The 26,466-nt window shown below is 32.8% G+C and carries 24 protein-coding genes and 1 pseudogene; all 25 read left to right on the plus strand.

All coding sequences use genetic code 11. The annotated features are described in order from the left end of the window. Positions 1 to 43 precede the first annotated feature (43 nt). The 25 genes and pseudogenes from EKL99_RS06780 to EKL99_RS06900 all read left to right on the plus strand — a co-directional run bounded on the left by EKL99_RS06780 (position 44) and on the right by EKL99_RS06900 (position 26,466). Positions 44 to 841: an FkbM family methyltransferase gene (locus EKL99_RS06780; RefSeq protein WP_126576620.1), complete on the plus strand. Its 798-nt coding sequence runs from the start codon at positions 44 to 46 to the stop codon at positions 839 to 841. A gap of 81 nt (positions 842 to 922) precedes the next feature. Next, the gene (locus EKL99_RS06785; RefSeq protein ID WP_126576621.1) at positions 923 to 1,924 is read left to right on the plus strand and encodes a glycosyltransferase family A protein; all 1,002 of its coding nucleotides are present in this window, start codon (positions 923 to 925) and stop codon (positions 1,922 to 1,924) included. Between the two features lie 3 nt (positions 1,925 to 1,927). Continuing rightward, complete coding sequence (locus tag EKL99_RS06790) at positions 1,928 to 2,779, plus strand: glycosyltransferase (protein WP_126576622.1); 852 nt, start codon at positions 1,928 to 1,930, stop codon at positions 2,777 to 2,779. Beyond that, positions 2,773 to 3,684 carry a glycosyltransferase family A protein gene (locus tag EKL99_RS06795; protein WP_126576623.1) on the plus strand — a complete coding sequence of 304 codons (912 nt, stop codon included), beginning with the start codon at positions 2,773 to 2,775 and terminating at the stop codon, positions 3,682 to 3,684. Before EKL99_RS06790 ends, EKL99_RS06795 begins: the two co-directional genes overlap by 7 nt. Continuing rightward, positions 3,674 to 4,525 (plus strand): glycosyltransferase family A protein, encoded by an 852-nt coding sequence (locus tag EKL99_RS06800; RefSeq protein ID WP_126576624.1) that lies wholly within the window; start codon positions 3,674 to 3,676, stop codon positions 4,523 to 4,525. The genes EKL99_RS06795 and EKL99_RS06800 overlap by 11 nt, the downstream gene beginning before the upstream one ends. A 22-nt stretch (positions 4,526 to 4,547) precedes the next feature. Then, complete coding sequence (locus EKL99_RS06805) at positions 4,548 to 5,684, plus strand: glycoside hydrolase family 99-like domain-containing protein (protein ID WP_158616082.1); 1,137 nt, start codon at positions 4,548 to 4,550, stop codon at positions 5,682 to 5,684. Next, positions 5,685 to 6,704, plus strand: a complete 1,020-nt coding sequence (locus EKL99_RS06810; RefSeq protein WP_126576626.1) for a glycosyltransferase — start codon at positions 5,685 to 5,687, stop codon at positions 6,702 to 6,704. It abuts the gene before it with no gap. Positions 6,705 to 6,724: 20 nt separating this feature from the next. After that, positions 6,725 to 7,714: a glycosyltransferase family 2 protein gene (locus tag EKL99_RS06815; RefSeq protein ID WP_231507392.1), complete on the plus strand. Its 990-nt coding sequence runs from the start codon at positions 6,725 to 6,727 to the stop codon at positions 7,712 to 7,714. Further along, on the plus strand, positions 7,635 to 8,747 hold the full coding sequence (gene wecB / locus EKL99_RS06820) for a non-hydrolyzing UDP-N-acetylglucosamine 2-epimerase (protein WP_126576628.1): 1,113 nt from the start codon (positions 7,635 to 7,637) through the stop codon (positions 8,745 to 8,747). The genes EKL99_RS06815 and wecB overlap by 80 nt, the downstream gene beginning before the upstream one ends. After that, positions 8,744 to 9,994 carry a UDP-glycosyltransferase gene (locus EKL99_RS06825; protein WP_126576629.1) on the plus strand — a complete coding sequence of 417 codons (1,251 nt, stop codon included), beginning with the start codon at positions 8,744 to 8,746 and terminating at the stop codon, positions 9,992 to 9,994. The genes wecB and EKL99_RS06825 overlap by 4 nt, the downstream gene beginning before the upstream one ends. Positions 9,995 to 9,997: 3 nt before the next feature. Beyond that, positions 9,998 to 11,005 (plus strand): glycosyltransferase family 2 protein, encoded by a 1,008-nt coding sequence (locus tag EKL99_RS06830; protein ID WP_126576630.1) that lies wholly within the window; start codon positions 9,998 to 10,000, stop codon positions 11,003 to 11,005. 7 nt (positions 11,006 to 11,012) lie between these two features. Beyond that, on the plus strand, positions 11,013 to 11,897 hold the full coding sequence (locus tag EKL99_RS06835; protein WP_126576631.1) for a glycosyltransferase family 2 protein: 885 nt from the start codon (positions 11,013 to 11,015) through the stop codon (positions 11,895 to 11,897). 69 nt (positions 11,898 to 11,966) lie between these two features. Further along, complete coding sequence (locus tag EKL99_RS14890) at positions 11,967 to 12,119, plus strand: glycosyltransferase (RefSeq protein WP_126576632.1); 153 nt, start codon at positions 11,967 to 11,969, stop codon at positions 12,117 to 12,119. Next, a pseudogene (locus tag EKL99_RS06845) lies at positions 12,113 to 12,955 on the plus strand (glycosyltransferase family 2 protein); the annotation flags it as partial. The gene EKL99_RS14890 and the pseudogene EKL99_RS06845, both read left to right, overlap by 7 nt. A gap of 70 nt (positions 12,956 to 13,025) precedes the next feature. Next, positions 13,026 to 14,036, plus strand: a complete 1,011-nt coding sequence (locus EKL99_RS06850) for an N-acetylneuraminate synthase family protein (RefSeq protein WP_126576634.1) — start codon at positions 13,026 to 13,028, stop codon at positions 14,034 to 14,036. Positions 14,037 to 14,190: 154 nt separating this feature from the next. After that, positions 14,191 to 15,348 (plus strand): UDP-N-acetylglucosamine 2-epimerase, encoded by a 1,158-nt coding sequence (gene neuC, locus EKL99_RS06855; protein ID WP_126576635.1) that lies wholly within the window; start codon positions 14,191 to 14,193, stop codon positions 15,346 to 15,348. A gap of 1 nt (position 15,349) precedes the next feature. Continuing rightward, positions 15,350 to 16,048 carry a cytidylyltransferase domain-containing protein gene (locus tag EKL99_RS06860; RefSeq protein WP_126576636.1) on the plus strand — a complete coding sequence of 233 codons (699 nt, stop codon included), beginning with the start codon at positions 15,350 to 15,352 and terminating at the stop codon, positions 16,046 to 16,048. After that, positions 16,048 to 17,760 (plus strand): asparagine synthase (glutamine-hydrolyzing), encoded by a 1,713-nt coding sequence (gene asnB / locus EKL99_RS06865; RefSeq protein WP_126576637.1) that lies wholly within the window; start codon positions 16,048 to 16,050, stop codon positions 17,758 to 17,760. Before EKL99_RS06860 ends, asnB begins: the two co-directional genes overlap by 1 nt. Positions 17,761 to 17,824: 64 nt before the next feature. Continuing rightward, a complete protein-coding gene (locus EKL99_RS06870; RefSeq protein ID WP_126563328.1) occupies positions 17,825 to 19,228 on the plus strand; it encodes a hypothetical protein in 1,404 nt (467 codons plus the stop codon). After that, positions 19,215 to 20,306, plus strand: a complete 1,092-nt coding sequence (locus EKL99_RS06875) for a glycosyltransferase family 4 protein (RefSeq protein WP_231507393.1) — start codon at positions 19,215 to 19,217, stop codon at positions 20,304 to 20,306. Before EKL99_RS06870 ends, EKL99_RS06875 begins: the two co-directional genes overlap by 14 nt. Positions 20,307 to 20,336: 30 nt before the next feature. Beyond that, complete coding sequence (locus EKL99_RS06880; protein ID WP_126561647.1) at positions 20,337 to 21,770, plus strand: MBOAT family protein; 1,434 nt, start codon at positions 20,337 to 20,339, stop codon at positions 21,768 to 21,770. A 316-nt stretch (positions 21,771 to 22,086) separates the two neighbouring features. Further along, the gene (locus EKL99_RS06885) at positions 22,087 to 22,476 is read left to right on the plus strand and encodes an endonuclease domain-containing protein (protein ID WP_231507394.1); all 390 of its coding nucleotides are present in this window, start codon (positions 22,087 to 22,089) and stop codon (positions 22,474 to 22,476) included. Between the two features lie 218 nt (positions 22,477 to 22,694). After that, positions 22,695 to 23,507, plus strand: coding sequence for a hypothetical protein (locus tag EKL99_RS06890; RefSeq protein WP_370453906.1), 813 nt, complete (start codon positions 22,695 to 22,697; stop codon positions 23,505 to 23,507). Position 23,508: 1 nt separating this feature from the next. Continuing rightward, positions 23,509 to 24,726, plus strand: a complete 1,218-nt coding sequence (locus tag EKL99_RS06895) for a glycosyltransferase family 4 protein (RefSeq protein ID WP_126576638.1) — start codon at positions 23,509 to 23,511, stop codon at positions 24,724 to 24,726. A 192-nt stretch (positions 24,727 to 24,918) separates the two neighbouring features. Beyond that, positions 24,919 to 26,466 (plus strand): glycosyltransferase family 2 protein, encoded by a 1,548-nt coding sequence (locus tag EKL99_RS06900; protein ID WP_197037220.1) that lies wholly within the window; start codon positions 24,919 to 24,921, stop codon positions 26,464 to 26,466.

The raw sequence follows: 26,466 nt of genomic DNA on the forward strand, positions 1-26,466 counted from the left end.
CTGTCTCAAGACCTAATTGGTTTAAAAGCATTGATAAAATAAAATGAAAAAAACAATTAAGATTATATTTAAACATATCAAATATTATTTTTGGTATTCTTCTTTTCAAAGAAATCTTTTAAGTAGTATTGATAAAATGGAAGGTAGGATAAAATTAAATGGCAATTTTTTTTATTATCATTATGGCAGACCTTTTTATGATACTTATATAGAATTATTTGTTAAAAACATCTACGAATTTAAAACAAATAATCAGTGTCCAGTTATTATAGATTGTGGCGCTAATATGGGTTTAAGTATTTTGTATTTTTCAAAAAAATATCCTAATGCAGAAATTATTGCATTTGAACCTGATGAAACAGTTTTGCCTTTTTTGGATAAAAATATTATTTCACAAGAAATCAAAAACATTAAGTTGTATAAAAATGCTGTATGGACAGAGGAAACAGAACTTTCCTTTTATACCGATTATGGGTTAGGTGGTCGTGTCGGAACGGAATATAAAAATCAAACCCCCAAAATTATCAAATCGGTAAGACTAAAATCTTTTTTAGATAAACCGATAGATATGCTTAAAATTGATATTGAAGGAGCAGAATATTTAATTTTGAAAGATTGTGAGGATGTATTATTCAATGTTGAGAATATTTTTATAGAGTATCATAGTTTTTATGAGGATGAACAACATTTAGAAGATATTTTGAGTATTTTAAAAAGACAAGGATTTAGATATCATTTAAAAGAATCTTTTTCACAACAAAGACCATTTATTGATAATGTTCTTGTTTGTGAAAAATTTGATATGGCAATAAATATTTTTGCTTATAAAAGTAAAAAATAATTTTAGGTTGATTTTTTTACAATTTCAAAGCTATTTTCTATAACAAGTTATTATAAAACGTTTCTGGAAAAAATAAAATAAATGGAAAATAGCCTACCGCTAGTCTCAGTGATAGTCCCTAGTTACAATCACGATAAATACTTGGAACAACGTTTGAAGAGTATTTTTAATCAAACGTATCTTAATTTTGAAGTGATTTTATTAGATGACTGTAGCACTGATTCCAGTGGAAAAATTCTCGCAAAATATGCTAAAAATCCAAAAGTAAGTCATTGTGTTTTTAATGAAATTAATTCTGGAAATACTTTTATACAATGGAACAAAGGAATAGAATTAGCTAAAGGCGATTATATTTGGATCGCTGAATCGGATGATTTTTGCGAACTAAATTTTTTGGAAGAATTAATACAATCCGTTCTTCAAGATTCTGAAATAATGTTGGTTTATTGCCAATCCAATAGAGCTGATGAAACCGGCAAGATTACAGGAAATTGGCTAAATCATACTGATAATTTGGATGCTGAATTGTTTTTAACAAGTTTTGTAATGGATGGAAACGAATTCATAGAACGTTTTTTAATTTATAAAAATGTGATTCCAAATATCAGTGGAGTTTTGTTTAGTAAAGAGTGTGCCGTTCAATTAGGTACATTGGATATGGATCCAGGAATGAGAACATGCGGAGATTGGTTGTTTTATTTTAAATTAATCAACAATAACAAAATATCGTATATTAATAAATCTTTGAATAATTTTAGATATCATTCACAAAGTGTTATTGCTAATGCAGTTAAAAAATTAAATTGGGCAACAATTATTGAGATAGATTTTTTAATGCGAAAAAAAATGTTTGATTTTCTATCTATAAATAAGCCTCATAATTACGTGCCTGTTTTTAAAATTAATAAAAGTATTATTAAAAAATTGGAATATGAACGGGGAATGTTTTATTATAAAAAGGGTAGAAAAATAAAAGGAGGACTAATTTTATTTTCAGTGATAGATATTTTTATTAAAAAATATAATTTCAAAAAGAATTTTAAATTGAAGTGTAACAGATTTTTTAAATTAAGGATTAAATAAATAATGATTTCAATTATAATCTGTTGCCGAACCCAAATAATCAGTAACGACTTATCCGATAATATCAAAAAAACGGTTGGTTGTGAATATGAATTGATTGTTATCGATAATTCTGAGAATACATATTCCATTTTTGAGGCTTATAATTTAGGAATTGATAAGAGCACGGGAGATTATTTATGTTTTATACATGATGATATTTTAATTCATACTATTGGTTGGGGTAATACTATAGAGGGTGTTTTTAAGAATGACAATCAAGTAGGATTGATTGGAGTGGCGGGAGCTAAATTAAAAACAAAAATGCCATCACCATGGTGGAACTGCCCAGAGGATCAGAAAGTCATTTGTATAATTCAACATCATGCAGATAAGAAAGAAGAAAAAATGATATCAGGATTTGATAATGATGCTTTAGTTGAGGTTGTAGTAATTGATGGTATTTTTATGGCTATGAGAAAAGATGAGCATGTTTTGTTTGATACTACTTTGAAAGGCTTCCATAATTATGATCTAAATATTTCTTTTGAATATAAAAAACGAGGATATAAAGTTGTTGTAACAAATCAAGTTATTATTGAGCATTATTCTACAGGAAATATAAATGCACAGTGGGTTAAATCAACTTACAAAATTCATAAAAAGTATAAAAATAGTTTGCCTTTAAAAAATGAATCAAGTACTATAAAAAAAGGGACTGAAATTGCAAATGCAATAAATTTCATTGAAGAATCTGTAAAATTTAAAAAATTTAATATTGCTTATTTAATCTGGTGGAAACTTTTTTGTTTGTATCCCAATATTAAATATCATATTAAATTTTGGAGAAATGTATTAAACAGAAAAAGATGTTAGCTATAATTATTCCGTATTATAAATTTACTTACTTTGAAGAAACGCTAAAATCGCTATCTAATCAAACAGATAAACGCTTTAAAGTATATATTGGAGATGATGCCAGTCCTGAAAATCCATTGGTATTATTAAGTGGTTATAAAGATAAATTTGATTTTACATATCATCGGTTTGAAAAAAAATTAGGAGGAATTTCACTTACAGAGCAATGGGAAAGATGTATTGCCTTAAGTAAAAATGAAGAATGGCTTATGATTCTTGGAGATGATGATTATCTAGAAAATACGGTAGTTGCTTCTTGGCATGAAAATTATAATATTTTTTATAAAAAAGCTGAAGTAGTTAGGTTTGCTTCTAAAATAGTTGTTCAAGAAAATAATAAAATTTCAGATAAATTTGAACATCCTATATGGGAAAAAGCGACTGATGCTTATTTAAGAAAATTCAATCATCTCACTCGTAGTTCTTTGTCAGAATATGTTTTTTCTAAAAAAACATATAATAAATATCATTTTTATAATTATCCAGTGGCATGGAATAGCGATGATCAGGCGTGGCTTGATTTTTCGGATAATAAGTCTATTTTTACCATAAATGAATGTGTGGTGTATATTCGTTTATCAAGTTCAAATATTTCTGGGAAAACAGATAATTTTTGGTTAAAAAATAATTCTCAAATCTTATTTTATAAAAAATTAATAAAAGAGAAGCTCAATTATTATGAACACTCCCAGCGTTTACTTTTTTTAAGGAGGTACGAGAATGATATTCTTAAAACAAGAAAATTAACTTCTGCAGATTGGTTTTTTTTGTTTGTTTATTATGTAAAATGGTTTGGTTATGAAGATTTTAAAAAAATATTAAAAAGATTTTTAAATACTGTTTTGAAACGCGATGAGCTATAAAAAAGTTTCCATTATTGTACCCTGTTACAATCAAGCACAGTACTTGGATGAATGTTTAATTTCGGTTTTGAATCAAACATACTCGAATTGGGAATGCATTATTGTTAATGATGGCTCACAAGATGCGACAGAAACCGTTGCAATGTATTGGACAGCAAAAGACAACCGAATTAAGTATATTCAAAAATCAAACTCAGGACTTAGTGCAGCAAGAAATTCAGGGATTACTTTGGCTCAAGGAGAGTTTATTTTACCCCTAGATGCTGATGATAAAATTAGTCCGGATTACGTAGCGCACGCAATACAAGTGTTTGAAAATGATAACTCTCTTAAAGTGGTGTATTGTTTTGCAGAAAAATTTGGTGATGAGAGTGGACGTTGGGAACTACCAGATTTTAGTTTGTACAACCTGAGTCAAAACAATTTGATTTTTTGTACCGCTCTATATCGCAAGATAGACTGGGCATTTGTTGGCGGATATGATGTTAATATGATTTTTGGTTGGGAAGATTGGGAGTTTTGGATCGCTATGCTTAAGAATGGTGGTAACGTTAAAAGAATTAAAGAAGTTGGTTTTTATTATCGAGTTAAATCAAATTCTATGTTGAATACTATTAATGATAAAAATGCAGATTATTTATCGGACTATTTGAGTGTGAAGCACGCAGATTTTTTTGTGAAGTATTATGGGTCTTTTAAAAAAATGAAACAAGAACTACTTCAAAATAAAAATGAATATGAGCATAAATTAAAGAGCGAAAAATTTGCAATTGATGTTTTTTGTTCTGTTTTTTTTGGATTTTCTATTTTTGGGAAGTATAAAAAACCAAAAAATAATTAATTATTATTTTAATCCGATTGAGATGCCCGAAGATAAAATACAATTTTTAGTGTATTACTTACCACAGTTTCATCCTATTCCTGAGAATAATGCATGGTGGGGAAAAGGTTTTACAGAGTGGACTAATGTAGCGAAAGCGAAACCGCTATTCAAAGGGCATGAGCAACCTATTTTGCCGGCTGATTTAGGATTTTATGATTTACGTTTGCCAGAAGTTCAACTCCAACAAGCACAATTGGCACAACAATATGGTGTAGATGGTTTTATCTACTATCAATATTGGTTTGGAGATGGTAAAATGTTATTGCAACAACCAGCTGAACAAATGTTGAAAAATAAAGATATTACATTACCGTTTTGTTTTTGTTGGGCCAATGAAACTTGGAAAGGGATTTGGCACGGATTAGATAATCCAGAAGTTCTGATAGAACAAACGTATCAAGGAGAAATGGGATATAAAACTTATTTCGAATATTTGCTTCCTTTTTTTAAAGATGACCGCTATATAAAGATTGGAAAAAAGCCGATGTTTCATATTTATAGAATAGAAGATATACCCGATTTAGAGGTATTTACAGAAACATTTAATTTATTGGCAATACAAGCAGGATTCGATGGCATATATTTGATTTCTACAGTAATTTCAAATCCGGATTATGTTTTGAAAAACCCGAGTTTTTATGGTCAGGTAGGTTTAGATGTTTTTTTTAAAATGCGATACGCCAAGCTATCTATTTTTAAAACAAAAAGTTTTTTTGGAAAAATAGAAAATAAACTCAAAGATAAATTAACGCGATCTTATAAAATAGGAGTAAGAACCAAACCGTTGGTGTTTGATTATAAAAAAGGAGTATCTCATTTTAATGTAAAATTTCCTCATGATAAGTATATAACGTGTGTTTTTCCTAATTGGGATAATTCAGCTCGTAGCGGTAAAAAATCTTTAATTTTTAAGAATGCAACCCCTGAAGCTTGGCAACAACATTTACAAATTGCATTAGATGAGTTGCTGAAAAAACCTACCAATCCTCCATTTATCATTATAAAATCGTGGAATGAATGGGCTGAAGGAAATCACTTAGAACCTGATGCAAAATATGGATTGGATTGGCTTAAGGCAGTAAAAAGAGTAAAGGATAATTTGATAATAGTAAGATAATTGAAAATAAATTTAATTAGTATTGTACTTCCTGTTTATAACGGTGAAAAGTATTTAGCATCCTCTATCGAAAGTTGTCTGAACCAGACTTATCAAAATATTGAGTTAATTATTGTTAATGATTGTTCAACTGACGGTACATCAGGAATAATTAATAGATTTGCCGAAAAAGATAAGAGAGTTAGAATCATAAATAATACAATAAATATAAAGCTTCCTGCGAGTCTAAATGTGGGTCATGTAGTAGCTAAAGGTGATTTTATAACTTGGACAAGTGATGATAATTATTATGAAGCAAATGCAATTGAAGAGCTTTTAAAAAGTCTTTTAGAAAAGCAAGTTGATATAGTTTATAGTGATGTTTTATTAATTGATTATGAGGCAATAAAAGTAAGAGAAGTCAATTTTTTAAATTTTGAAAATATAATTTTCGGTAATTTTGTCGGTTCATGTTTTCTTTATAAGAAGGAAGTCTTTGAGAGAAATAATGGTTACAACGAAGAATTATTTTTGATTGAAGATTATGATTTTTGGTTACGGGCGATTATCCATAGTAAATATAGCCATTTAAACAAAACACTTTATAATTATAGAAAGCATGAAAATAGTTTAACCAATCAAATTTATATAAATGATGAAAAAGAAAAAATATTTTTGCAGAATATAAAAAAAATGTATGATAATTTTTGTTTTTTAATAATGGATAGGCAAAATACAATACTTTCTGAATTCTGTACAAATGTTATGACGCATCAAAAAATAGAATTTAATTGGATTATTAAAAATGATTTAGTCCTTAAAATGTTTAAGAAACAACTTTTATTGAATAATAATTTTATCAATAAAATATTGTTAGAAAGAGTTTTTTTAAATAAAACAATTCAAATAATGATTAATCAAAAAGATTCACAAATTTATCTTATAAAATCATTGTATATAATAAAAAAATATTTGTTTTTTTTAGATAAAAATTCTATCAAGACATTAATAAAGTATTCGTTTTTTAACACACATAAATGAGACCACTAGTTACCATAATTATGGCAACATACAATAGAGCTTCTTTTATTGAAGAAACATTACATTCAATACAAAATCAAATTTTCAAGGATTGGGAATGTTTGATTATTGATGATGGTGGGACTGATAATACAGCAGAGGTTATTGCTTCAATTTTAGCCAAAGACAATCGGTTTGAGTATCTAAAACGTCCTGATAGTTATCATAAAGGATTACCTGGGACACGCAATTACGGGTTGGACTTAGCGAAAGGTGACTATATTATATTTTTTGATGATGATGATATAGTACATCCGCAAAATTTAGAATTATGTATTCTGGAATTATCTCGTAATGGGGTTTCTTTTTGTAGATACATAAGAGAAGTTTTTTATGATAAATTTGATCATACATTTGATTATTCAACAGAATACAAAACATTTTTTATTGATAAAAAGGATGTTTTTAGATTATTGAATCAAGACCTCCCTTTTAATTCTTGTGCAGTTCTTTGGAAAAAAGAGTGTTTCTTTCAAAATAGATATACAGAACATTTGCTTCATGCAGAAGAATGGGAATTATATTCTAGAATTTTATCTACTGGAGTAACAGGAATATCTATTGAGAAAACATTGTTTTTTGCAAGGAAACATAGTAATTCGATGACTGGTCAGTATTTTAGATTAGATCCTAAAAGAACACAATCCAATATTGATGCCATTTTATTGGTTATAAAGAATCTAAAAGAAATGAGCTTAATAAACTATTCAGTAATCCGTTATTTTGTCGCTATGTCTCGTGGATATCAAGAGTATGGTTTATTTGATAAACTAATGAAGGTATTAGAATTTAGCGAATATAATTATTTAAAATGGCGGCTATTTTATTTTGTTTTGCCGTTACGGTTTAAAATTACTAAATTAAAAAAAAAGAATTATAAAAAAATAATCCATGCAAATTCTACTTTGTTTTGGCACACGTCCGGAAGCGATAAAAATGGCACCGCTGTATCACGAATTGAAAAAAAATAATTTTGATGTAAAAGTCTGTGTCACGGCACAACATCGAGAGATGCTGGATCAAGTGTTGGAATTTTTTGTTATTGCTCCCGATTATGATTTAGATTTGATGCAACCCAATCAAAGCTTGAACGGATTAAGTGCTAGTATTTTGTTAAAGATGGATGGCGTATTTGCTGATGCAAAACCAGATTTGGTTTTGGTCCATGGAGACACAACAACTTCATCGATGGTGGCGTTGGCCGCCTTTCATAATGGCATAACCGTAGGACATATAGAAGCTGGTTTACGTACGTATAATAAAAAGGCGCCCTTTCCGGAGGAAGTGAACCGGCAGTTGACCAGCAGAATAGCCGATATTCATTTTACCCCTACCGCTGCAGCCACACAGAATTTACTGAATGAAGGCATTCTGCCAACTGCTATCGTCGAAACTGGAAATACCGTTATTGATGCGCTATTGTGGACCGTTGAAAAAATTGGAGCAGAAGATTACATCAATCCTGAAATTGAACGATTGAAACGTTTGCTTCCTACCGATAAAAAAATGGTTCTGGTTACAGGGCATCGCAGAGAAAATTTTGGAGCAGGTTTTGAGAACCTGTGTGATGCGCTTTTATCTGTTTCAGAACGGGATGATGTTACTATAGTTTATCCTGTACATTTAAATCCCAAAGTGAAAGATGTTGTATATGAGAAATTGTCCAACACTAAAAATATTTATTTGATACCACCGGTTTCCTATCCCGTTTTTGTGTGGTTGATGCAACAATCTTTGTTGATTGTCACAGATTCCGGTGGTATTCAGGAAGAAGCCCCTTCCTTAGGTAAACCTGTTTTGGTTACTCGTGATGTTTCAGAAAGACCTGAAGGGGTTACTGCCGGATTTTCTATTTTAGTAGGTACCGATCAGCAAAAAATCAGTACTACTATTTGTTCTTTTTTAGACGGATTCACGGGATTTGGGCATTCCATCAATCCTTATGGAGCCGGTGATGCCTGCCAAAAAACAGCAGCATATTTATTAAAAACACTATTAAAATGAAAATACTGATAGTTGTTGATTCCATCAACATAGAAGACAGCAGTGGTTCAAAAGCCAATGTAGCTTTGATTAATAACTTAGCCGAGGCGGGTTTCGAGGTTTTCGTGTTTCATTATACTTTGAAAAATATTCAATTAGAAGGAATACAGTGTATTGCAATTACAGAGATAAAGTACAGTACTCTGTATTTTTTGAGTCGACTGCAAAGGATTTTGAGCAGAAGTTTTAATATTAGTGTTGCGCCATTATTAGAGAAGATATTTGGTTTTTCCTTTACCTTCTTTAATGATACGAGCAGTATCATTAAATGTTTAAAAAAAATGACTTTTGAACCGGATTTAGTACTTACATTAAGCAAAGGGGGAAGTTTTAGACCACATTATGCAGTTTTAAAATGTCCTGAATTACATCGTAATTGGATGGCTTACATACACGATCCTTATCCGTTTCACTTTTATCCAAGACCTTATACCTGGGTTGAATCTAGCTACAAACAAAAAGAGATATTCTTTGCAAAAGTTTCCGAAAAAGCAAAATATAGTGCTTTTCCTAGTCAATTATTATTGGAGTGGATGGGGAGTTTTTATCCTAATTTTTTAAAAACGGGAGTTGTGATTCCGCACCAAAATGCTAGATATGAAATTCAAAATCAAGATTTTCCATCCTATTTTGATCCGTTAAAATTCAATCTGCTTCATGCAGGAAATTTAATGAAACCGCGATCTCCTGAAGGCTTGATTGAAGGGTTACTGTTGTTTTTTGATAAAAACAAAGATGCTAGGGATGAGGTTAGACTTCTTTTACTAGGGCCTTCTTCAAACTATTCGGCAATGCTTGATAACTATGAAAAAATCATTCCTGAACTGATAGTTTATAATAAAAGTTTTCTTTTTGATGACGTTTATAATATTCAAAAAAATACTTCCGTGAATATAATTATTGAAGCGAAATCAGAAATTAGCCCATTTCTACCCGCAAAGTTTCCACATTGTGTTGAAGCTAATAAAACGATTCTTTCGTTGTCACCTTATCTTAGCGAAGTTAAAAGACTATTAGGTGTTGATTATGAATATTGGTCCGAAGTAGATGATTGTCTTAAAATTTCGGAACTTATAGAACAGTTATATTATTTATGGAAAGTAGATCCAGATAAGCTTCTCTTAAATAGAGTTGATTTACAGGATTATCTATCGGTTAATTATTTAAAACAAATTATTAATAATTTGGAAAATAATAATATTGTTTAAAAGATGAAAAAATTAGCTGTTTTATTGCCTACATATAATACTGAACTTTATATCAAATCGAGTATTGATTCTATTTTGGATCAAACTTTTTCAAATTTTGATTTATATATCTATGACGATTGCTCAACAGATAATACCACGAAAATTGTTTTAGGATATAATGATAGTAGAGTTTTTTATAAAAAAAATGTAGAAAATATAGGTATTGCTAAAACATTGAATAAAGGGTTGGATGAATTGCTTCCACATTACGAATATATAGCTAGAATGGATGCTGATGATTGGGCATTTCCTGAAAGATTTCAAAAACAAATTAATTTTTTGGAAGGAAATCAAGAAATTCTTCTGTGTGGAACACAAGGGTATTGGCTGAAAGACATTACTAAAAATCCTGCAACAGAATGGGAATATCCTTTAAACAATGAGTATATTAAGGTTTATTTGCTTTTTACAGCTTCCTTTGGTCATTCATCTATTGTTTTTAGAAGTGCTGTTTTACAGCAACAGAATATAAGATATGATGAAACTATTGAAACTTGTGAAGATTGGGACTTATGGAGTCGGGCAGTAAAAAAGTGTAAAGTAGCTAATTTACCTGATTTTTTAATGAAGTATCGTGTTTTAGAAGACAGTAACCATCGTTCTTTCCATAAAGCAACAACGCATTTGAAAGAACGATCAAAAATCATTTCTAGATATTGGGCTGATTTTAATATTATACTTTCGGTTGACGAAGTGTATGAATATTATTACGGAAATAAATTATTGTCTTCAGCAGATTTTATTAAGAAAATTAAATTCTTGATAATTCAATTTAATACTTTGTATTTAAAAGAGTTACAGATGGACCCTGATGACAGAAAGAAATTTAGGTATTCATTAGCCAGAAGGATTTTAAGTTATTGGAAACGATCAACAGTAAATAGATTTAATCCTTTAATCTGGTTTGTAATAATAAAAGAGGTGAAGTTCATGAGTAAAATAAAATTAATAAAAAGCCTAATCCGATAAACACTTTATGCAAACATCTATATTAATTGTATCTAAAAATAGAAAATCTGAATTGGAATATACGTTAAATATTTTAGCTCAGATAATTGATTTTTCTGAGAATGAAGTTTTGGTATTTCTTGATGGTTGCATTGATAATTCTAAGATATTAGAAGAAAAATTCTGTTGGGTTGGATGGTTTTCTTCTGAAAAAAGCATAGGAGCTTCTGCTGCCAGGCATCAACTATATCCAAAAGCCAAAGGACAATTTTTAATAGGTTTTGATGATGATGCCCATCCTTTACAGTCCGATTTTATTACAAGAACTCTTACTGTTTTTAAAAGATATCCTACTGTTGGCATTGTTGCCTTTCAGGAAATAAAAGGTGTTTTTGGATCTGATCAAGAAGCTTTGAGTCAGGTTAACTCGATAACGGAAGAATATTTAACCAATGAATTTATAGGCTGTGGGTTTGCTATCCGTAAAGATGTTTATAAAGCTACCAATGGTTTTCCGGTCTGGATTGATATTTATGGAGAGGAATCGTGCGTTGCTATAGAAGTTTTATCTAAAGGTTTTGATATTATGTATTCAAATAAAATTAAAGTGAATCATCGAGTTGATAGAGAAGAACGAAAACTTATGGGACAAAATTACTTTAGATTTGGAAAGCAACTAAAAAACACTACTTATTATTATTTAGTCTATTATCCATTTCCCGTAGTTAAAATTTTAAAACTATATTGGCATAACTTTATAAAATATGCATTAAGCGATATTAAATGTTTTAAAATATTTTTTAATGTAATTTTTGAAGTTTTATTAAATATTCGTAAAATTTTAAAATATAGAAAACCAATAAGTGAGACTATAATAAATAAAATACAATATTTATTAGCTCTCAAATATTAATGCCTTAGACATAAAATATTTGTTTTTTAGGTTTTATTTAAAAATATTAATTTAATTATTTAACACTAAATGGATTGTAATCCAATTGTTTCTGTCATAATTCCAACTTACAATAGAGAGTATGTTATTGGGGAAACACTTGACAGTGTTTTAAATCAAACATACTCAAATTGGGAATGCATTGTTGTTGATGATGGTGGGATGACAAAACAGATGAATTAATCGAAAAATATATAACAAAAAATAATCGTTTTAAATATGTTAAAAGACCTATTGATTTAATAAAAGGTGTTAGTTCTTGTAGAAACTACGGAGTAGATATCTCAAAAGGAGAATTTATCATTTTTCTGGATTCAGATGATATTTTAGCAAGTAATGCTTTGAAAAATCGAATCAAATATTTTAAACAATATCCAGATAATGATTTTTTAGTGTTTTCTACCCAGTTTTTTGATAATAATATATTCAATAAGAAAGATGTTTTCAATATAGATCCTATAATTGAAAACAGAGAGAATTATTTGTCATTATTCTTAAAGCATCAATTTCCATGGCAGACAATGAGTCCAATTTGGAAAAAAAAATATGTAGAAAATAATAAATTTAGAAATGATTTACACTTATTGGAAGACATTATTTTTCATATTGAAATATTATTTAATAGTGATGTGAAATTTAAAAGAATTAAAGAAATAGATAATTTCTATAGAATTCCAAATTGGGGGAAAAACAATACAACAGAAAGCATTGATAGGATGTTTGAGAGTGTAAGTTATTTGTTAAAAAATTATAACTGTAGAATAGCTCAAGACAAGAAATTAAAAGATAATTTCTCTCGTTTTGTTAAAATTATTTATAAAATTATTTTACAAAGTGAGAAGGTGAATCAACAAAAGAGAGAAATGCTAAATTTCTTTGTAAAGTACAATTATATTACATTTAAAGAAAGATTACTTTTTAAAGTGTTTTCTATAGTTTATAGGTGTAAACTTAATAGAATAAAAAATATTGGGATGTTTAAAGCAATAAATTATTTAAATAAATCCCTCATTCAATAATAAAACTTCTTTTTTTCTTGAAATTTATATCATTAAATCGATTCAAAAAAGAAAGCTAAAAATAAAAATTATGTCTTCAAAATTGTATATCATAGCCGAAATAGGTCAAGCTCATGAGGGAAGTTTGGGTATTTTATATTCCTATATTGATGCAATTGCCCAAACAGGAGTTGATGCCGTAAAATTTCAAATGCACATTGCTGAAGCGGAAAGCAGTGTATATGAACCTTTCCGAGTGCCGTTTGCTTTGGAGGACAGTACCCGTTTTGATTATTGGAAACGAATGGGTTTTTCATTGGAACAATGGAAAGGTATCAAGCAACATTGTGACCGTGCAGGGCTTGATTTTATATGTTCCCCTTTTAGCAATTTAGCAGTGGATTGGCTGGAAGAAATTGGAGTTGACAGTTATAAAATCGGTTCCGGAGAAGTAAACAATTTCTTGATCTTAGAGAAAATTGCACTTACAGGGAAATCAGTAATTTTGTCTTCCGGGATGAGTTCTTATACTGAGTTAGACCAAACAGTACAATTTTTAAAAGACCGAAAAGTCAATTTCTCTATATTGCAATGTACTAGTGCGTATCCTACACAGCCGGAGGAATATGGGCTGAATGTGATTCAGGAATTAAAAAATAGATACGATGTTCCGGTTGGTTTTTCAGATCATTCTGCTAAAATAGAAACGAGTATTGCCGCAACAGCGCTGGGAGCGAGTATTCTGGAGTTTCATGTTGTTTTTGACCGACAACTTTTTGGTCCGGATGCCAAAGCCTCGTTAACGATTCTGGAAACAAAGAATTTAGTCTTGGCTGTTCGAAACATAAGTGTCGCTTTGTCGCATCCTATTGATAAAAATAACAATACTAATTTTTCGGAACTCAAACAAATTTTCGAAAAATCATTGGCAGTCAATAAAAAATTGCCCAAAAATCATGTTGTTACTTTTGATGACTTAGAAGCTAAAAAACCAAAAGGGTTTGGAATCGACGCTATGCGATTTCAAGAAATAATAGGGAAGGTTTTGAATCGGGATTTGAATCAATGGGATTTTTTGAATGAGACAGATTTGTTTATGTAAGGGTTCTATATACTATTTTAAAACAAATCTTTTACTTTTAAAATAAATATTTATCTACCTTTAAAATGCTCGAACTGATGTGAGGTTAAAGCCATAACTTTTTTACCTTTACTGTTTTTTGTTTATTTTTAAACCGAAGAATAATATACTTAAAATGCCAAAACGAAAAATAGCCGTAGTAGTTACTGCGCGACCCTCTTACAGCCGTGTAAAAACAGTTTTGACCGCTATTCAGCAACATCCGGACTTAGAATTACAATTGATAGTGGCTGCCTCCGCTCTGTTGGATCGCTACGGATCTGCTGTCAATTATATTGAAAAAGATGGGTTTGTCATTGCCGCTAAAGTATTTAATGTTTTAGAAGGAGAAAATTTGACTGCCGCTGCAAAGACTACCGGAATTGGAATATTGGAATTGTCGACTGTTTTTGATAATTTAAAACCGGATATTGTTGTAACAGTTGCCGATCGATTTGAAACGATGGCTACTGCCATTGCGGCTTCTTATATGAATATTCCTTTAGCGCACATTCAGGGCGGTGAAGTTACCGGTAATATTGATGAAAAGGTCCGTCACGCCATTACTAAATTGGCCGATTATCATTTTGTGGCATCCGAAAATGCGAAAGAAAGGGTCATCAAATTAGGGGAAAATCCTGAGATGGTTTTTAATACAGGGTGTCCCTCAATCGATTTGGCAGAAGAGGTCTTGCAGAGCAAAGTACTTCCTTTTGATCCGTATGAGAAATATGGAGGCGTAGGTGCCAAACCGGATTTATCGAGTGGTTATTTAGTAGTTATGCAACATCCGGTAACGACAGAATATCAAGATTCACGGAAACATATTGAAGTAACACTCGAAGCGATTTATAAATTGAATAAACCAACCCTTTGGTTTTGGCCCAATGTGGATGCAGGAGCGGACGGAACTTCAACAGGCATTCGTGCTTTTAGAGAGCAGCATCAATTGCCAAATGTGCATTTCTTTAAAAATATGGAAGGCAAAGATTTTTTGCAATTGCTGAGACACAGCGAGTGTTTGATTGGTAATTCAAGCGCAGGTATTCGGGAATGTGCTTTTTTAGGGGTGCCTGTGGTTAATATAGGGTCTCGTCAAAATAAAAGGGAACGAGGCGGAAACAGTATTGATGTTATACATTCACAAGAACGAATAGAAGTAGCTATTTTAGATGCTATAAAAAAAGGCAAATCAGTCTCGTCTGCTATTTATGGAGATGGGAATTCGGGTGTTCAAATAGCGGAATTATTACAAAAATTACCTTTGCAGTTTCATAAAACCATAATGTATTAAAATGCGAATTTTAGGTATTATCCCAGCACGAGGAGGTTCTAAAGGAGTCCCAGGAAAAAACATTAAATTGCTCAACGGGAGACCGTTATTGCAATATACTGCTGAAATTGCTTTGGAATCAAAGCTGTTAACTGCTGTGATTTTGTCCAGTGATGATCAACAAATAATTACGGTGGCTAAAAGCTTGGGAATTCAAGTGCCATTTATACGACCAGAGGAATTAGCCCAAGACGCAACACCTACTATAGATGTTATTATTCATGCTTTAGAATGGTATGATAAACAAGACATCTCCTTTGATGCTGTTTGTGTACTTCAAGTGACAAGTCCTATTAGAACTGTTGAATTCTTAGATGATGCTATTCAAAAATTCATTACAAGCGATTGTGATTCTCTAGTTTCTGTTCAAAAAGTGCCACATGAATATAATCCGCATTGGACGTTTGAACTTAATTCCGAAGGAAATTTAAAAATCTCTACCGGAGAAGATCAAATAATCAGCAGAAGACAAGAACTCCCCAATGCCTATCATAGAGACGGAAGTATTTACATAATGAAAACAGAAGTGCTATTGCAACAACATTCTTTGTACGGAAAAAGTATTTCATTCATCGAATCTACTCCTGAATTTTATGTAAATATTGATACGTTAACCGATTGGGATAGGGCGGAGCAAATGATAAAAAACAATCAAAAATAATGTGCGGTATTGCGGGAATAATTGGGAATTTCGAAGCCTATCAGTTGGATGCCATGCTGATGAGTCAACACCATCGAGGTCCTGACTCCACAGGAAAATATAGTGATAAGAATTTTGCTGCTTTAGGACATAATCGATTGGCGATTATTGATTTATCCCCAGAATCCAATCAACCTTTTTTGGATCCTTCTGGTCGGTATGTTCTTATTTTTAATGGTGAAATCTATAATTATATTGAGCTCAAAGCCGAATTGAAAGGACACTATACTTTCACAACGGACTCCGATACCGAAGTTTTACTAGCTTCGTTTCTTGTTTACGGGCATCACTGCCTGCAAAAATTGAACGGTATGTTTTCTTTTGCTATTTGGGATAATCAAGACAAAAAATTATTTGCTGCAAGAGACCGATTTGGTGTCAAACCTTTTTTTTTCTGTAAAGAAAAGAACTCGTTTTATTTTTCATCAGAAATAAAAGCGCTTCACGCTGCGGGTATTTCAAGAATTCCAAACGAAAAAGTCTGGGCTTCTTATTTTGCTTATGGTTCTTATGGAAATCCCGACGAAACTTTTTGGGAGGAGATCTTGCAATTGCCCGGCGGCCATTTTTTAGAATTTCAAAACCAGCAATTGATCCTAAAAAAATGGTACTTTTTTGAAGAAGAAGTAGCAAAGCAACCTAAGAATTTAACTTTTGAGCAGGCCAAAGAACATTATGTTACTCTTTTAAAAGATAGTATTAATTTGCGTTTTAGATCCGATGTTCTTGTTGGATTTAATATTAGTGGTGGATTGGATAGTTCCGTATTATTGGCTTTAGTCAATCTTCAAAAGGATAATTCTAAAATTAATGGTTATACTTTTTACACGAATAATCCTGACTACGATGAATTGCCTTGGGTAGAACAAATGGTAGCCAAAACCTGTAACCCGTTAACTAAAATTCTGTTTCAAGCAGATGAAGTTCCCGATTTTACTAAAAAAGTAGCATTTCAACAAGACGAGCCTTTTGGTGGAGTTCCAACCTTGGCTTACGCCAAAATCTTCGAACAAGCTCGAAAAGATAACGTATTGGTATTACTCGATGGTCAAGGGATGGATGAACAATGGGCGGGCTATGATTATTACGTCCAAGAAAACGACACAACCATTCAAGGAGTTACGGATTCACCATTCAAAAGGTATATGCTTTCGGATACTTTTTTGGCAAAATCCGAAAAACCAAACTATCCCAAACCTTTTGATAATGAATTGTTAAATAAGCAATATCGCGATTTGTTTTATACGAAAATCCCAAGAGCGCTACGATTTAATGATCGAATTTCGATGCTATTTTCCACGGAATTAAGAGAACCTTTTTTGGATTATAGATTAGTAGAATTTGCTTTTTCATTACCATTGGATTTTAAAATAAAGAACGGAATAACTAAATTTATGTTACGAGAAATCGCCTCAGAATATTTGGTGAATGATTTGGTTTTTGCACCTAAAAGACCTTTGCAAACGCCACAAAGGGAATGGTTGGCTTATGATTTGAAGAATTGGGTAACCGAATGTTTTGCGTCGATCGAAAATTCAGAATATTCAAAATGGTTTGATATAAAAGAACTAAAGAAAGAATTAGAGCGCTACGTTGAAGGTAATATCCAATCTAGTTTTCATATTTGGCAGTGCATTAGTCTGTTTGAAATGGTTCGCACAACTAAGGAGTAATTCCAATTTCTTTTTTCAGGTATAATAAAAAACGATATTACGATATTAAATAAAAAAAAATTTAATGAAGAAACTAGGTATAGTAATCACTGATGGCGTTGGATTCCGGAATTTTGTAATGAGTGACTTTTTAACAGAAGCCAGACTCCAATTTGATACTATTATCATTTATTCGGGGTTGCCTATCAGTGCTTATCCTGCGGATTTACAGTCTACAAGTACTATAAAAGAATTGGATGTTTTTGTAGAAGGCAAATGGACCTGGTTTTTCAGGAAATGGAAAGAGCTAGCTCATCTACAACACTATAAGTCTTTTTATGGTATGAAAGACAACCTGGAATCCGGGTATCCCAAAACAATCTCTGCCCGATCTCTTTTAGTCAAAATTATTTATTTTTTTACGCAGAGAGTGCACTCTTCTGCCAGTATTCTGTTTGTAGAAAAATTACAGTTTTTGTCTTTTTCTAAACATAGAATAGCAAAAGGGTATCTTCGATTATTGCAAGAAGACCAACCGACTCATGTTTTTTTCACCCATCAAAGACCCTCGTATTTAGCCCCTTTTTTATATGCAGCTATCCAATCTCAAATACCAGTCAGCAGTTTTATTTTCAGTTGGGATAATTTAGCCTCCAAAGGAAGAATGTTAGGGACTTTTGATTATTTTTTGGTTTGGAGTGATTTAATGAAAAAGGAACTGTTGTATTTTTATCCGAATGTAAAAGAGGAACAGGTAAGAGTGGTGGGAACACCTCAATTTGAGCCTTATGTGATGGACAAATACAAAACAGAAAAACAAGATTTTTATGCTAAATTTAATTTAAAGGAGAGTCAGAAAATAATTTGTTTCAGTTGTGCTGATGCCAGTATCGGAGCGAATGATCCTGTTGTGATTCGGACTATTGCCAATGCCATGCGAGAAAATAAAATAGGAATTCCATGTCAACTTGTTGTACGGACTTCTCCAGCAGAAGAACCAGAGCGTTTTGCTGCGATACAAAAAGAGTTTCCTGAAATTATCTGGAATACGCCCAAATGGATTTTGACTCGGGAGAATCATGCTGAAAGCTGGTCTCAACGCATTCCTAGTGAGGAGGATATCATGGATTTACGTTCTTTGTTGGAATATGTTGATTTGAATATTAACATGTGCTCTACAATGAGTTTAGATTTTATGTTATTTGACAAAGCGGTAATTAATACTGTTTTTGGAAATCCTGAAAATGGTTTGTATGATGACCAACGTTTTTTAGGATATGATCATTTCAAAAAAGTAGTCGAGAGCCAATCCGTGACCATCGCTCAAAATCCAACCGAATTAATTGACCAAATCAAGGAGGCTTTAATCAATCCTTTGGCACGAACTAAAGAAAGAAAGGCTATGATTGACTTACAAATAAGCAAAAAATTAAACGGAACCAGTCAGCGTATTGCTACAACTTTATCACAATGGAATGACCGAAAATAAAAAAATAGCAGTGCTTTGTAATTATGAACTATTACCCGAAAGAGTAGGCGGAATGGATTACTTTTTTTGGGCGTTTGACAAGAAATGTGCAGCAAATAATATTCAGGTAGATTGGTTTTTTCCGAATCAGTCCGATCATGGCGAATATGTTACTTTAACGATTTTTGAGAGTGGATATCAATCCGTAGAAAATCATTTTCTTAGTTTTTGTACCACCAATGCAACAGCGTACACGCATATCATTACCCATTTTGTCGAATTATGTACTCCTTTTTTTTATAAAATAAAGCAGTTCAGCGGCGCTAAAATAATTGCCGTGGATCATAATCCAAGACCTCTTTCCGGCTATCCTTTAAAAAAGAGAATCGAGAAAAGAATCAAAGGAATTTTATTTTCCAGATATATTGCTGTTTTTATAGGGGTTTCTGATTATACCGTCAATGAAATTATTCATGATTTTGGTTCTCATTTGAAAAAGAAGACATTGACTATTTATAACGGGGTTGTGCTAGAAAATATTTTACAACGAATGAATCGAAACACATTGCATCCCATCTTTTTGACGGCATCTCACCTACGTGAATCTAAAGGGATTCAGGATTTAATTGCTGCTGTCGCACTGCTTCCTACATCGATACAGAAGGAAATTAAAATTGATCTTTACGGAGATGGGCCTTATAAAAGTATTTTGGTTGAAAAGATGAAATACTATGATGTAACCCATTGTTTTGCTTTTATGGGCAGCATTTCTAACCTGAAAGCGTTATTTTCGGAATATGATTATATGCTGCAACCTACCCACATGGAGTGTTTCAGTTTATCGATATTAGAGAGTTTAGCTGCCAATGTTCCTGTAGTCACAACAAATGTTGGTGGTAATGAGGAGGTTATTGTTTCCGGGGAAAATGGGTTTATTTATAAAGCAAAAGATGTTATGGCTCTAAAGAATATTCTTGAAGCCGTTTATTTGGGTCATAAAAGAATTGAAACGAATACCAGAACCCTCATTGAAAACCGTTTTTCACTGGCAAGAATGGTCGAGTACCATTTAGCATTGGTATTAGAGAATAAATCTTAATTTTACACCGTCAAATCCGTTCCCGTACGTATGTTTTTTAATTCCTTATCCTTTGCCGTTTTCCTGCCAATCGTATTTGTGTTGTATTGGTTTGTTTGTAATAAAACCAAAAGTGCTCAAAATGCAGTGCTCATTATAGCCAGCTATTATTTTTATTCCTGTTGGGATTGGCGTTTTTTGTTCCTGTTGGTGTTCTCGACGTTTTTAGATTATTATACCGGTATTCGGATAGAAAAGGCCAAGACGGTACGGAGTCGGAAATTTTGGTTTTGGCTGAGTATCAGTGTAAATCTGGGCTTCCTGGGAATTTTTAAATACTATAATTTTTTTGCAGATTCTTTCTCGGAGTTGTTGAATGGGTTTGGGTTACAAACGAGTCCTTTACTACTCAACGTGATCTTGCCGGTGGGTATTTCCTTCTATACGTTTCACGGATTATCATACGTCATTGATATTTATTTAAAAAGAATTAAGGCAGAATATAATTTTGTCGATTACTCGTTGTTTGTCAGTTATTTTCCACTGCTTGTGGCGGGACCCATTGAAAGAGCCACACATTTATTACCACAAGTGAAAGTGAAACGCAGTTTTGACTATCAAAAAGCCAAAGAAGGAATCTTTCAGTTTGTCTGGGGATTGGTCAAAAAAGTGGTAATTGCGGATACCTGCGCTACATACGCCAATGCGATTTTTGATAATTATGAATCCATGAATTCTTTGTCGTTGGTTCTTGGGGCCGTTTATTTTGCTTTCCAGATTTATGGGGATTTTTCGGGTTATTCTGACATGGCTTTGGGAATGTCTAAATTGTTTGGAATCGATTTGCTGCGCAATTTTAACTACCCCTATTTTTCTCGTGATATCGCAGAGTTCTGGCGGCGCTGGCACATTTCTCTTTCGTCGTGGTTTCGGGATTACGTATATATTCCTTTGGGAGGCAGCAGTGGAGGTATGGGAATGAAAATCCGCAATACCTTTATTATTTTTTTAATCAGTGGTTTTTGGCATGGTGCCAATTGGACTTTTATTGCCTGGGGTTTTATTAATGCCCTGTATTTTTTGCCATTGTTGCTCTTGAAGCGGAATCGATCTAATATGGAAACAGTGTCCTTGCATTGGGATTTTGCCTCCGTCACAGTTTTCTTTAGCATTATCAGTACATTCGCATTAACTTGCCTGGCATGGATTTTCTTCCGGGTAAAATCGATAGGAGATGCTTTTGAATATATTGGGCGTATTTTTACCAATGGAAATTTTGCATCACAGTATTTGGATAACGAGCGATACAATTATGAAATCATCATTTTAATACTTGCTTTTATTGTTGTGGAATGGAATAGCCGAACGCAAGTGGAACCTATTTCTGGACGCTACAGTTATTTAAAGTTGGGATTATGCCTTGCAGCAATTGTGGCATTAGGAACGTATTCCGATTATAAAGAATTTATTTATTTTCAGTTTTAGTGTGGTATTTTCGTTTTACCCCAACCCTAAAGGGAACCGAAAATTTAGAATACTCTTGATTAGTAGGTCGTAGTCTTTCTTTTTCCCACCCTTTAGGGATGGGGAAAGAAAAAGGAATAGGAGAGGTTGATTTCCGTTTTACCCCAACCCTAAAGGGAGCCGAAAATTTAGGACGTTCTTGATTAGTAGGTCGTAGTCTTTCTTTTTCCCACCCTTTAGGGATGGGGAAGGAAAAAGGAATAGGAGAGGTTGATTTTCGTTTTACCCCAACCCTAAAGGAATCTTGAGTTTTTGAAATAAAAATATAGTTTGAGTTATGGATAAAAAAACGCTTCAGTCTGAGAATATGTGGAAAGGTGCATCTCCGAAAATTTTTTCAAATGCAAAGAAATTAAGAGATAATGCAACAGAAGCGGAAGAAAAACTTTGGTTAGCAGTTAAAAACTATCAAATAGAGGGATTTAAATTTAGGAGGCAGCATCCTCTTAGTTTTTACGTTGCCGATTTTTATTGTCATGCCTTAAAGTTAGTAATTGAAATTGATGGAGGATATCATCTGACTGAAGAACAACAGCTATTAGATGAAGAAAGAACAAAGCATATTGAATTTCAAGGATTAAAAGTAATCCGATTTACAAATGAGGAAGTACTAGCGCAGTTGCCGGAAGTTATAGATAAAATAAAAGCGTTTATTGCTGCGGGATAAATTTCCGGTTTACCGTGACCCTAAAGGGAACCGGAAATTTAGAATGCTCTTGATTAGTAGGTCGTAGTCTTTCTTTTTCCCACCCTTTAGGGATGGGGACGGAAAAAGAAATTATTTAGAATAAAACTATAAATACAATACAGAACAAAACAACAATGAAGCAGTTTTTAATTTTTACAGTCAAAACCCTCGTGCTACTATTTTTACTGTTAGTAGTATTGGATTTTCTATACACAACAGTTTATGTACAGTCGTCGAATAGAGGGAAAATTGATTATGTTTACAATTCAGCAGCGCGCAAGTATGATGTGGTAATTTTAGGATCTTCCAGAGCCAACAATCATTTTGTGGCTCCAATGTTTGAAGAAAAAGGATTGAAAACATTTAATTTTGGGATGAGCGGAGGACATTTGTTTGAAGCATCCCTACTGTTAAAATTAATGGTGGAACGAAAGTATACTATAAAAAATGTGATACTCGAGGCCGATTTGAATTTATCAAATGAAAAGCGAGATGAGGGTGTTTCTTCTCGTTTTCTTCCCTTTATCCATGATTCTAAAACAATCAGAAATCATTTTTTAAAAGAGGCCGATTTTAAAGAATTGTATTACATTCCTTTTTACAGGTATGTTGCATTTGATTCCAAGATTGGGTTTAGAGAACTCTATAAAACGGTATCGAAAGAGCCTACTACAAATTTGGCTCATTTAGGATATTATCCGTTAGTCAAAAAAAAGGGTAACATGAAAAACAATCTGACTAATTTAAAACCGTTACGGAACAAATATTATGAAGAAATTAAACAGCTTTGCAAGGACAACAACATCAATTTGATAGCTGTCATGACCCCGATGTGCACCAATACTAAAGGATTAAATTATTTTGAAAAAGTGCAACAATGCTATCCTGAAATTTACAATTATGAAAATACGGTAGAAGGAGATCAGTATTTTTCGTCCTGCGGGCATCTGAATGATACTGGAGCACGACGGTTTACCAGTGTAATTATAAAAGATTTTTTTAATAGATAAGATGGGAAACGAATATTCAGCAGTGGCTCCCTTTATTTTGGAGAAGGTTGAGGTGAGGAAAATAGCTTTTTTAAGCCCGGAATATCCACACCCAAAAACAGGAAGCTCCGGCGGAATAGGTACCAGTATTAAAAATCTGGCAATGGGACTTTTGGCAGAAGGCTGTTCGGTACGCGTTTTAGTGTATGCCCAAAAAGAAGAAGCTGTTTTTTATGACAGTGGTATTTGTATTCAGCAGATCAGGAATGTCAAATTTAAGGGATTGTCGTGGTATTTGACCCGGAAAAAACTGCAGAATATTATTGATACTTTATACGAGGATAAAAAAATTGATGTGGTAGAAGCTCCGGATTGGACGGGAATCACCTCTTTTATCTCTCCTAAAAAATGTAAGGTTGTGATTCGGTTGCATGGCTCGGATACTTATTTTTGTCACTTGGATCGGCGGCCTGTAAAGTGGATTAATAAATTTCATGAAAAAAGAGCATTGAAAAAGGCAGATGGCTTGCTTTCAGTAAGTCAGTTTACGGCCGATACTACGAATGCGGTCTTTGGTTTAAACAAGCAATTTACGATTATTCCGAATGGTATTGATCTTGATGCGTTTAGTCCGGATGATAAAAACAAAGAAAACAAGAACACGATTCTATATTTTGGGAGTTTAATTCGTAAAAAAGGATTGTTAGAGTTGCCGTTTATTTTTAATGCAGTGGTCGCTAAAAATCCAAATGCTAAATTGATTTTGTTAGGGAAAGATGTTCCCGATATCATATCAGGGAATTCTTCCACTTGGCAGATGATGCAAGGAATATTTTCTCCAGCTGCGCTGCTCAATGTGACTTATTTAGGGGCTGTACCATATCAGGACATCAAAAAGCATATTAGTACGGTAACAATTTGCGTGTTTCCTACTTTTGCCGAGGCTTTGCCCGTGTCTTGGATTGAGGCCATGGCGCTGCAAAAACCTATTGTAGCCTCAAATATTGGCTGGGCACAAGAAGTGATTGATGCCGGTATCAATGGGTTTTTAGTACATCCTAAAAATCATTTGGAATACGCAACAAAAATTATTCAACTGTTAGATGATGCTGTTTTGCAAAAAGCGTTTGGTTTAGCGGCAGAAAAGAAAGTGAAAGAAAAATTTAGTAAGGAGAAAGTGGCGCAACAGAGTGTAGTGTTTTATAAAAAAGTTTGTGTTAGGTTAGAATCAGACAGCTAAGTTAAAAAAGCATGACTTCGACTACAATTCGTCTACGCTCAATATGTACTTCCGACCTGATAGAAAGGATTATTAAAACGTAGGATGCTAACAGAGATTAACGGGTCGAAGTGTGGTTCAATTTTTTTATTTAAGATTAATTGAAATTTTTATTAATTACACCCAACGGGTAGATTTAAGTTTAAACGATAAATGGGAAGAATACAATTAAAAGAATATACAACGACGTCAGGTGAAGTACTATTGTATGCCGGTACTCCTGATTTTTCACAATTGGAGCTATTGTCTACTGGAGCAGGCGATATTTGGCATAGTTCTTTTGAGCAGGGCTATAAAAATGCTTTCCCTGAATTGGTCTATCAGACTGCTGTATTCTTTTGGTATTTGAATGATTTTGATGGATTAGATCAATGTGTCAGTTGGAGGATTAATCCCAATGCTTTTGCAGTTCGTAAATCAGTTTGGGACCTCACAAAAGGTTTTGATACCGATTTTGAAAATATTCAAATGCAGGCTTTAGATTTTGGATTTCGATGCAACCGTTTTTTGGGAGGAGTTCCATTATATGTAAAAAATTTATTTACAAATGCGGCTATAGAAAAGGTGATAGTTTCAAGAAGAGATCGTCATCTTTTTTTTAGGAAAAATTATAAAATAAGCCATGCCATTTTTATGATTTACAGATTAGGTTTCTTGAAAATTTCAGAATGGATTACTTTGTTCAGAGTCAAGAATACCTATAAAAAAAGGGACATAACGGCTAGAATTCCTTCTCGGGTGCTTCTTGCTATTCAAGGTAATCCTACAGTAAGTTATATTATACCTACGATGTTCCGTCAAGAATACACTTTACAACTGTTAGATGATTTGTCTAATCAAAACTATAAACCGACCCAGGTTATTGTTGTAGATGCCACTCCCTTGAGCGACAGAGATGAAACGGCCTACGAACAAAAGCAGTATCCCTTTGAATTAAAAGTGATTTGGCAACAGACAAAGGGTAGTTGTAGGGCCAGAAATGAGGGGATTGCTCTATGCACGGGGGATTATATTGTTTTTGGGGATGATGATATTCGGATCCCTGCGGATTTCATCGAAAACCACATTCGGTTCTTACAAACCTATTCGGTTGGAGCCTGCAACGGACTGGATATCCGTGCGGATCACCACCAACAGAATTTAGAGGATTTGGCTCTTAAGTTGGAACAATTGAGTCGACCCCCATTTATTGCGGGCTGTACTCAAATGTTTAGCAATGCGAATTCTTGTGTCAAACGGGAGTTTGTAAATCAGTTGGTCGGTAATGATGTCAATTTTGATGGCGGTTATGGCGAAGACAGTGATTTTGGAATGTCGTTAAGTAAAATCGGAGTAACTGTTTTAGCTAATCCATTTGCTGCTAATTTACATTTAAAACCACCCAGCGGAGGCTATCGTTTTTGGGGAACTCAAGCTAAGATTGTTGGAAAAAAAAGGAAAGCACAGCCCTGGGAACTGGATGCTCCTGTGAAAAACATAAAACCGGTTCCTAGTCCAACAATTATGTATGGGATAATGAAGCATTACAGTCCTAAACAATTGAGAGAGTATAAGTATAAACATTTTACCTATTATCTATTTACGGGTTCTAAAGTTGCTTTTTTGTATCGTTTATTTCGATTTCCTTACAAGAATATTCAATTTAAGAAGTCGGTTTTTTATGCACAAAAATTGCAGAATTTAGGAATTAGACACCAATAA

Source organism: Flavobacterium sp. ZB4P23, assembly GCF_003970375.1.
In the GTDB taxonomy this organism is placed as follows: Bacteria; Bacteroidota; Bacteroidia; order Flavobacteriales; family Flavobacteriaceae; genus Flavobacterium.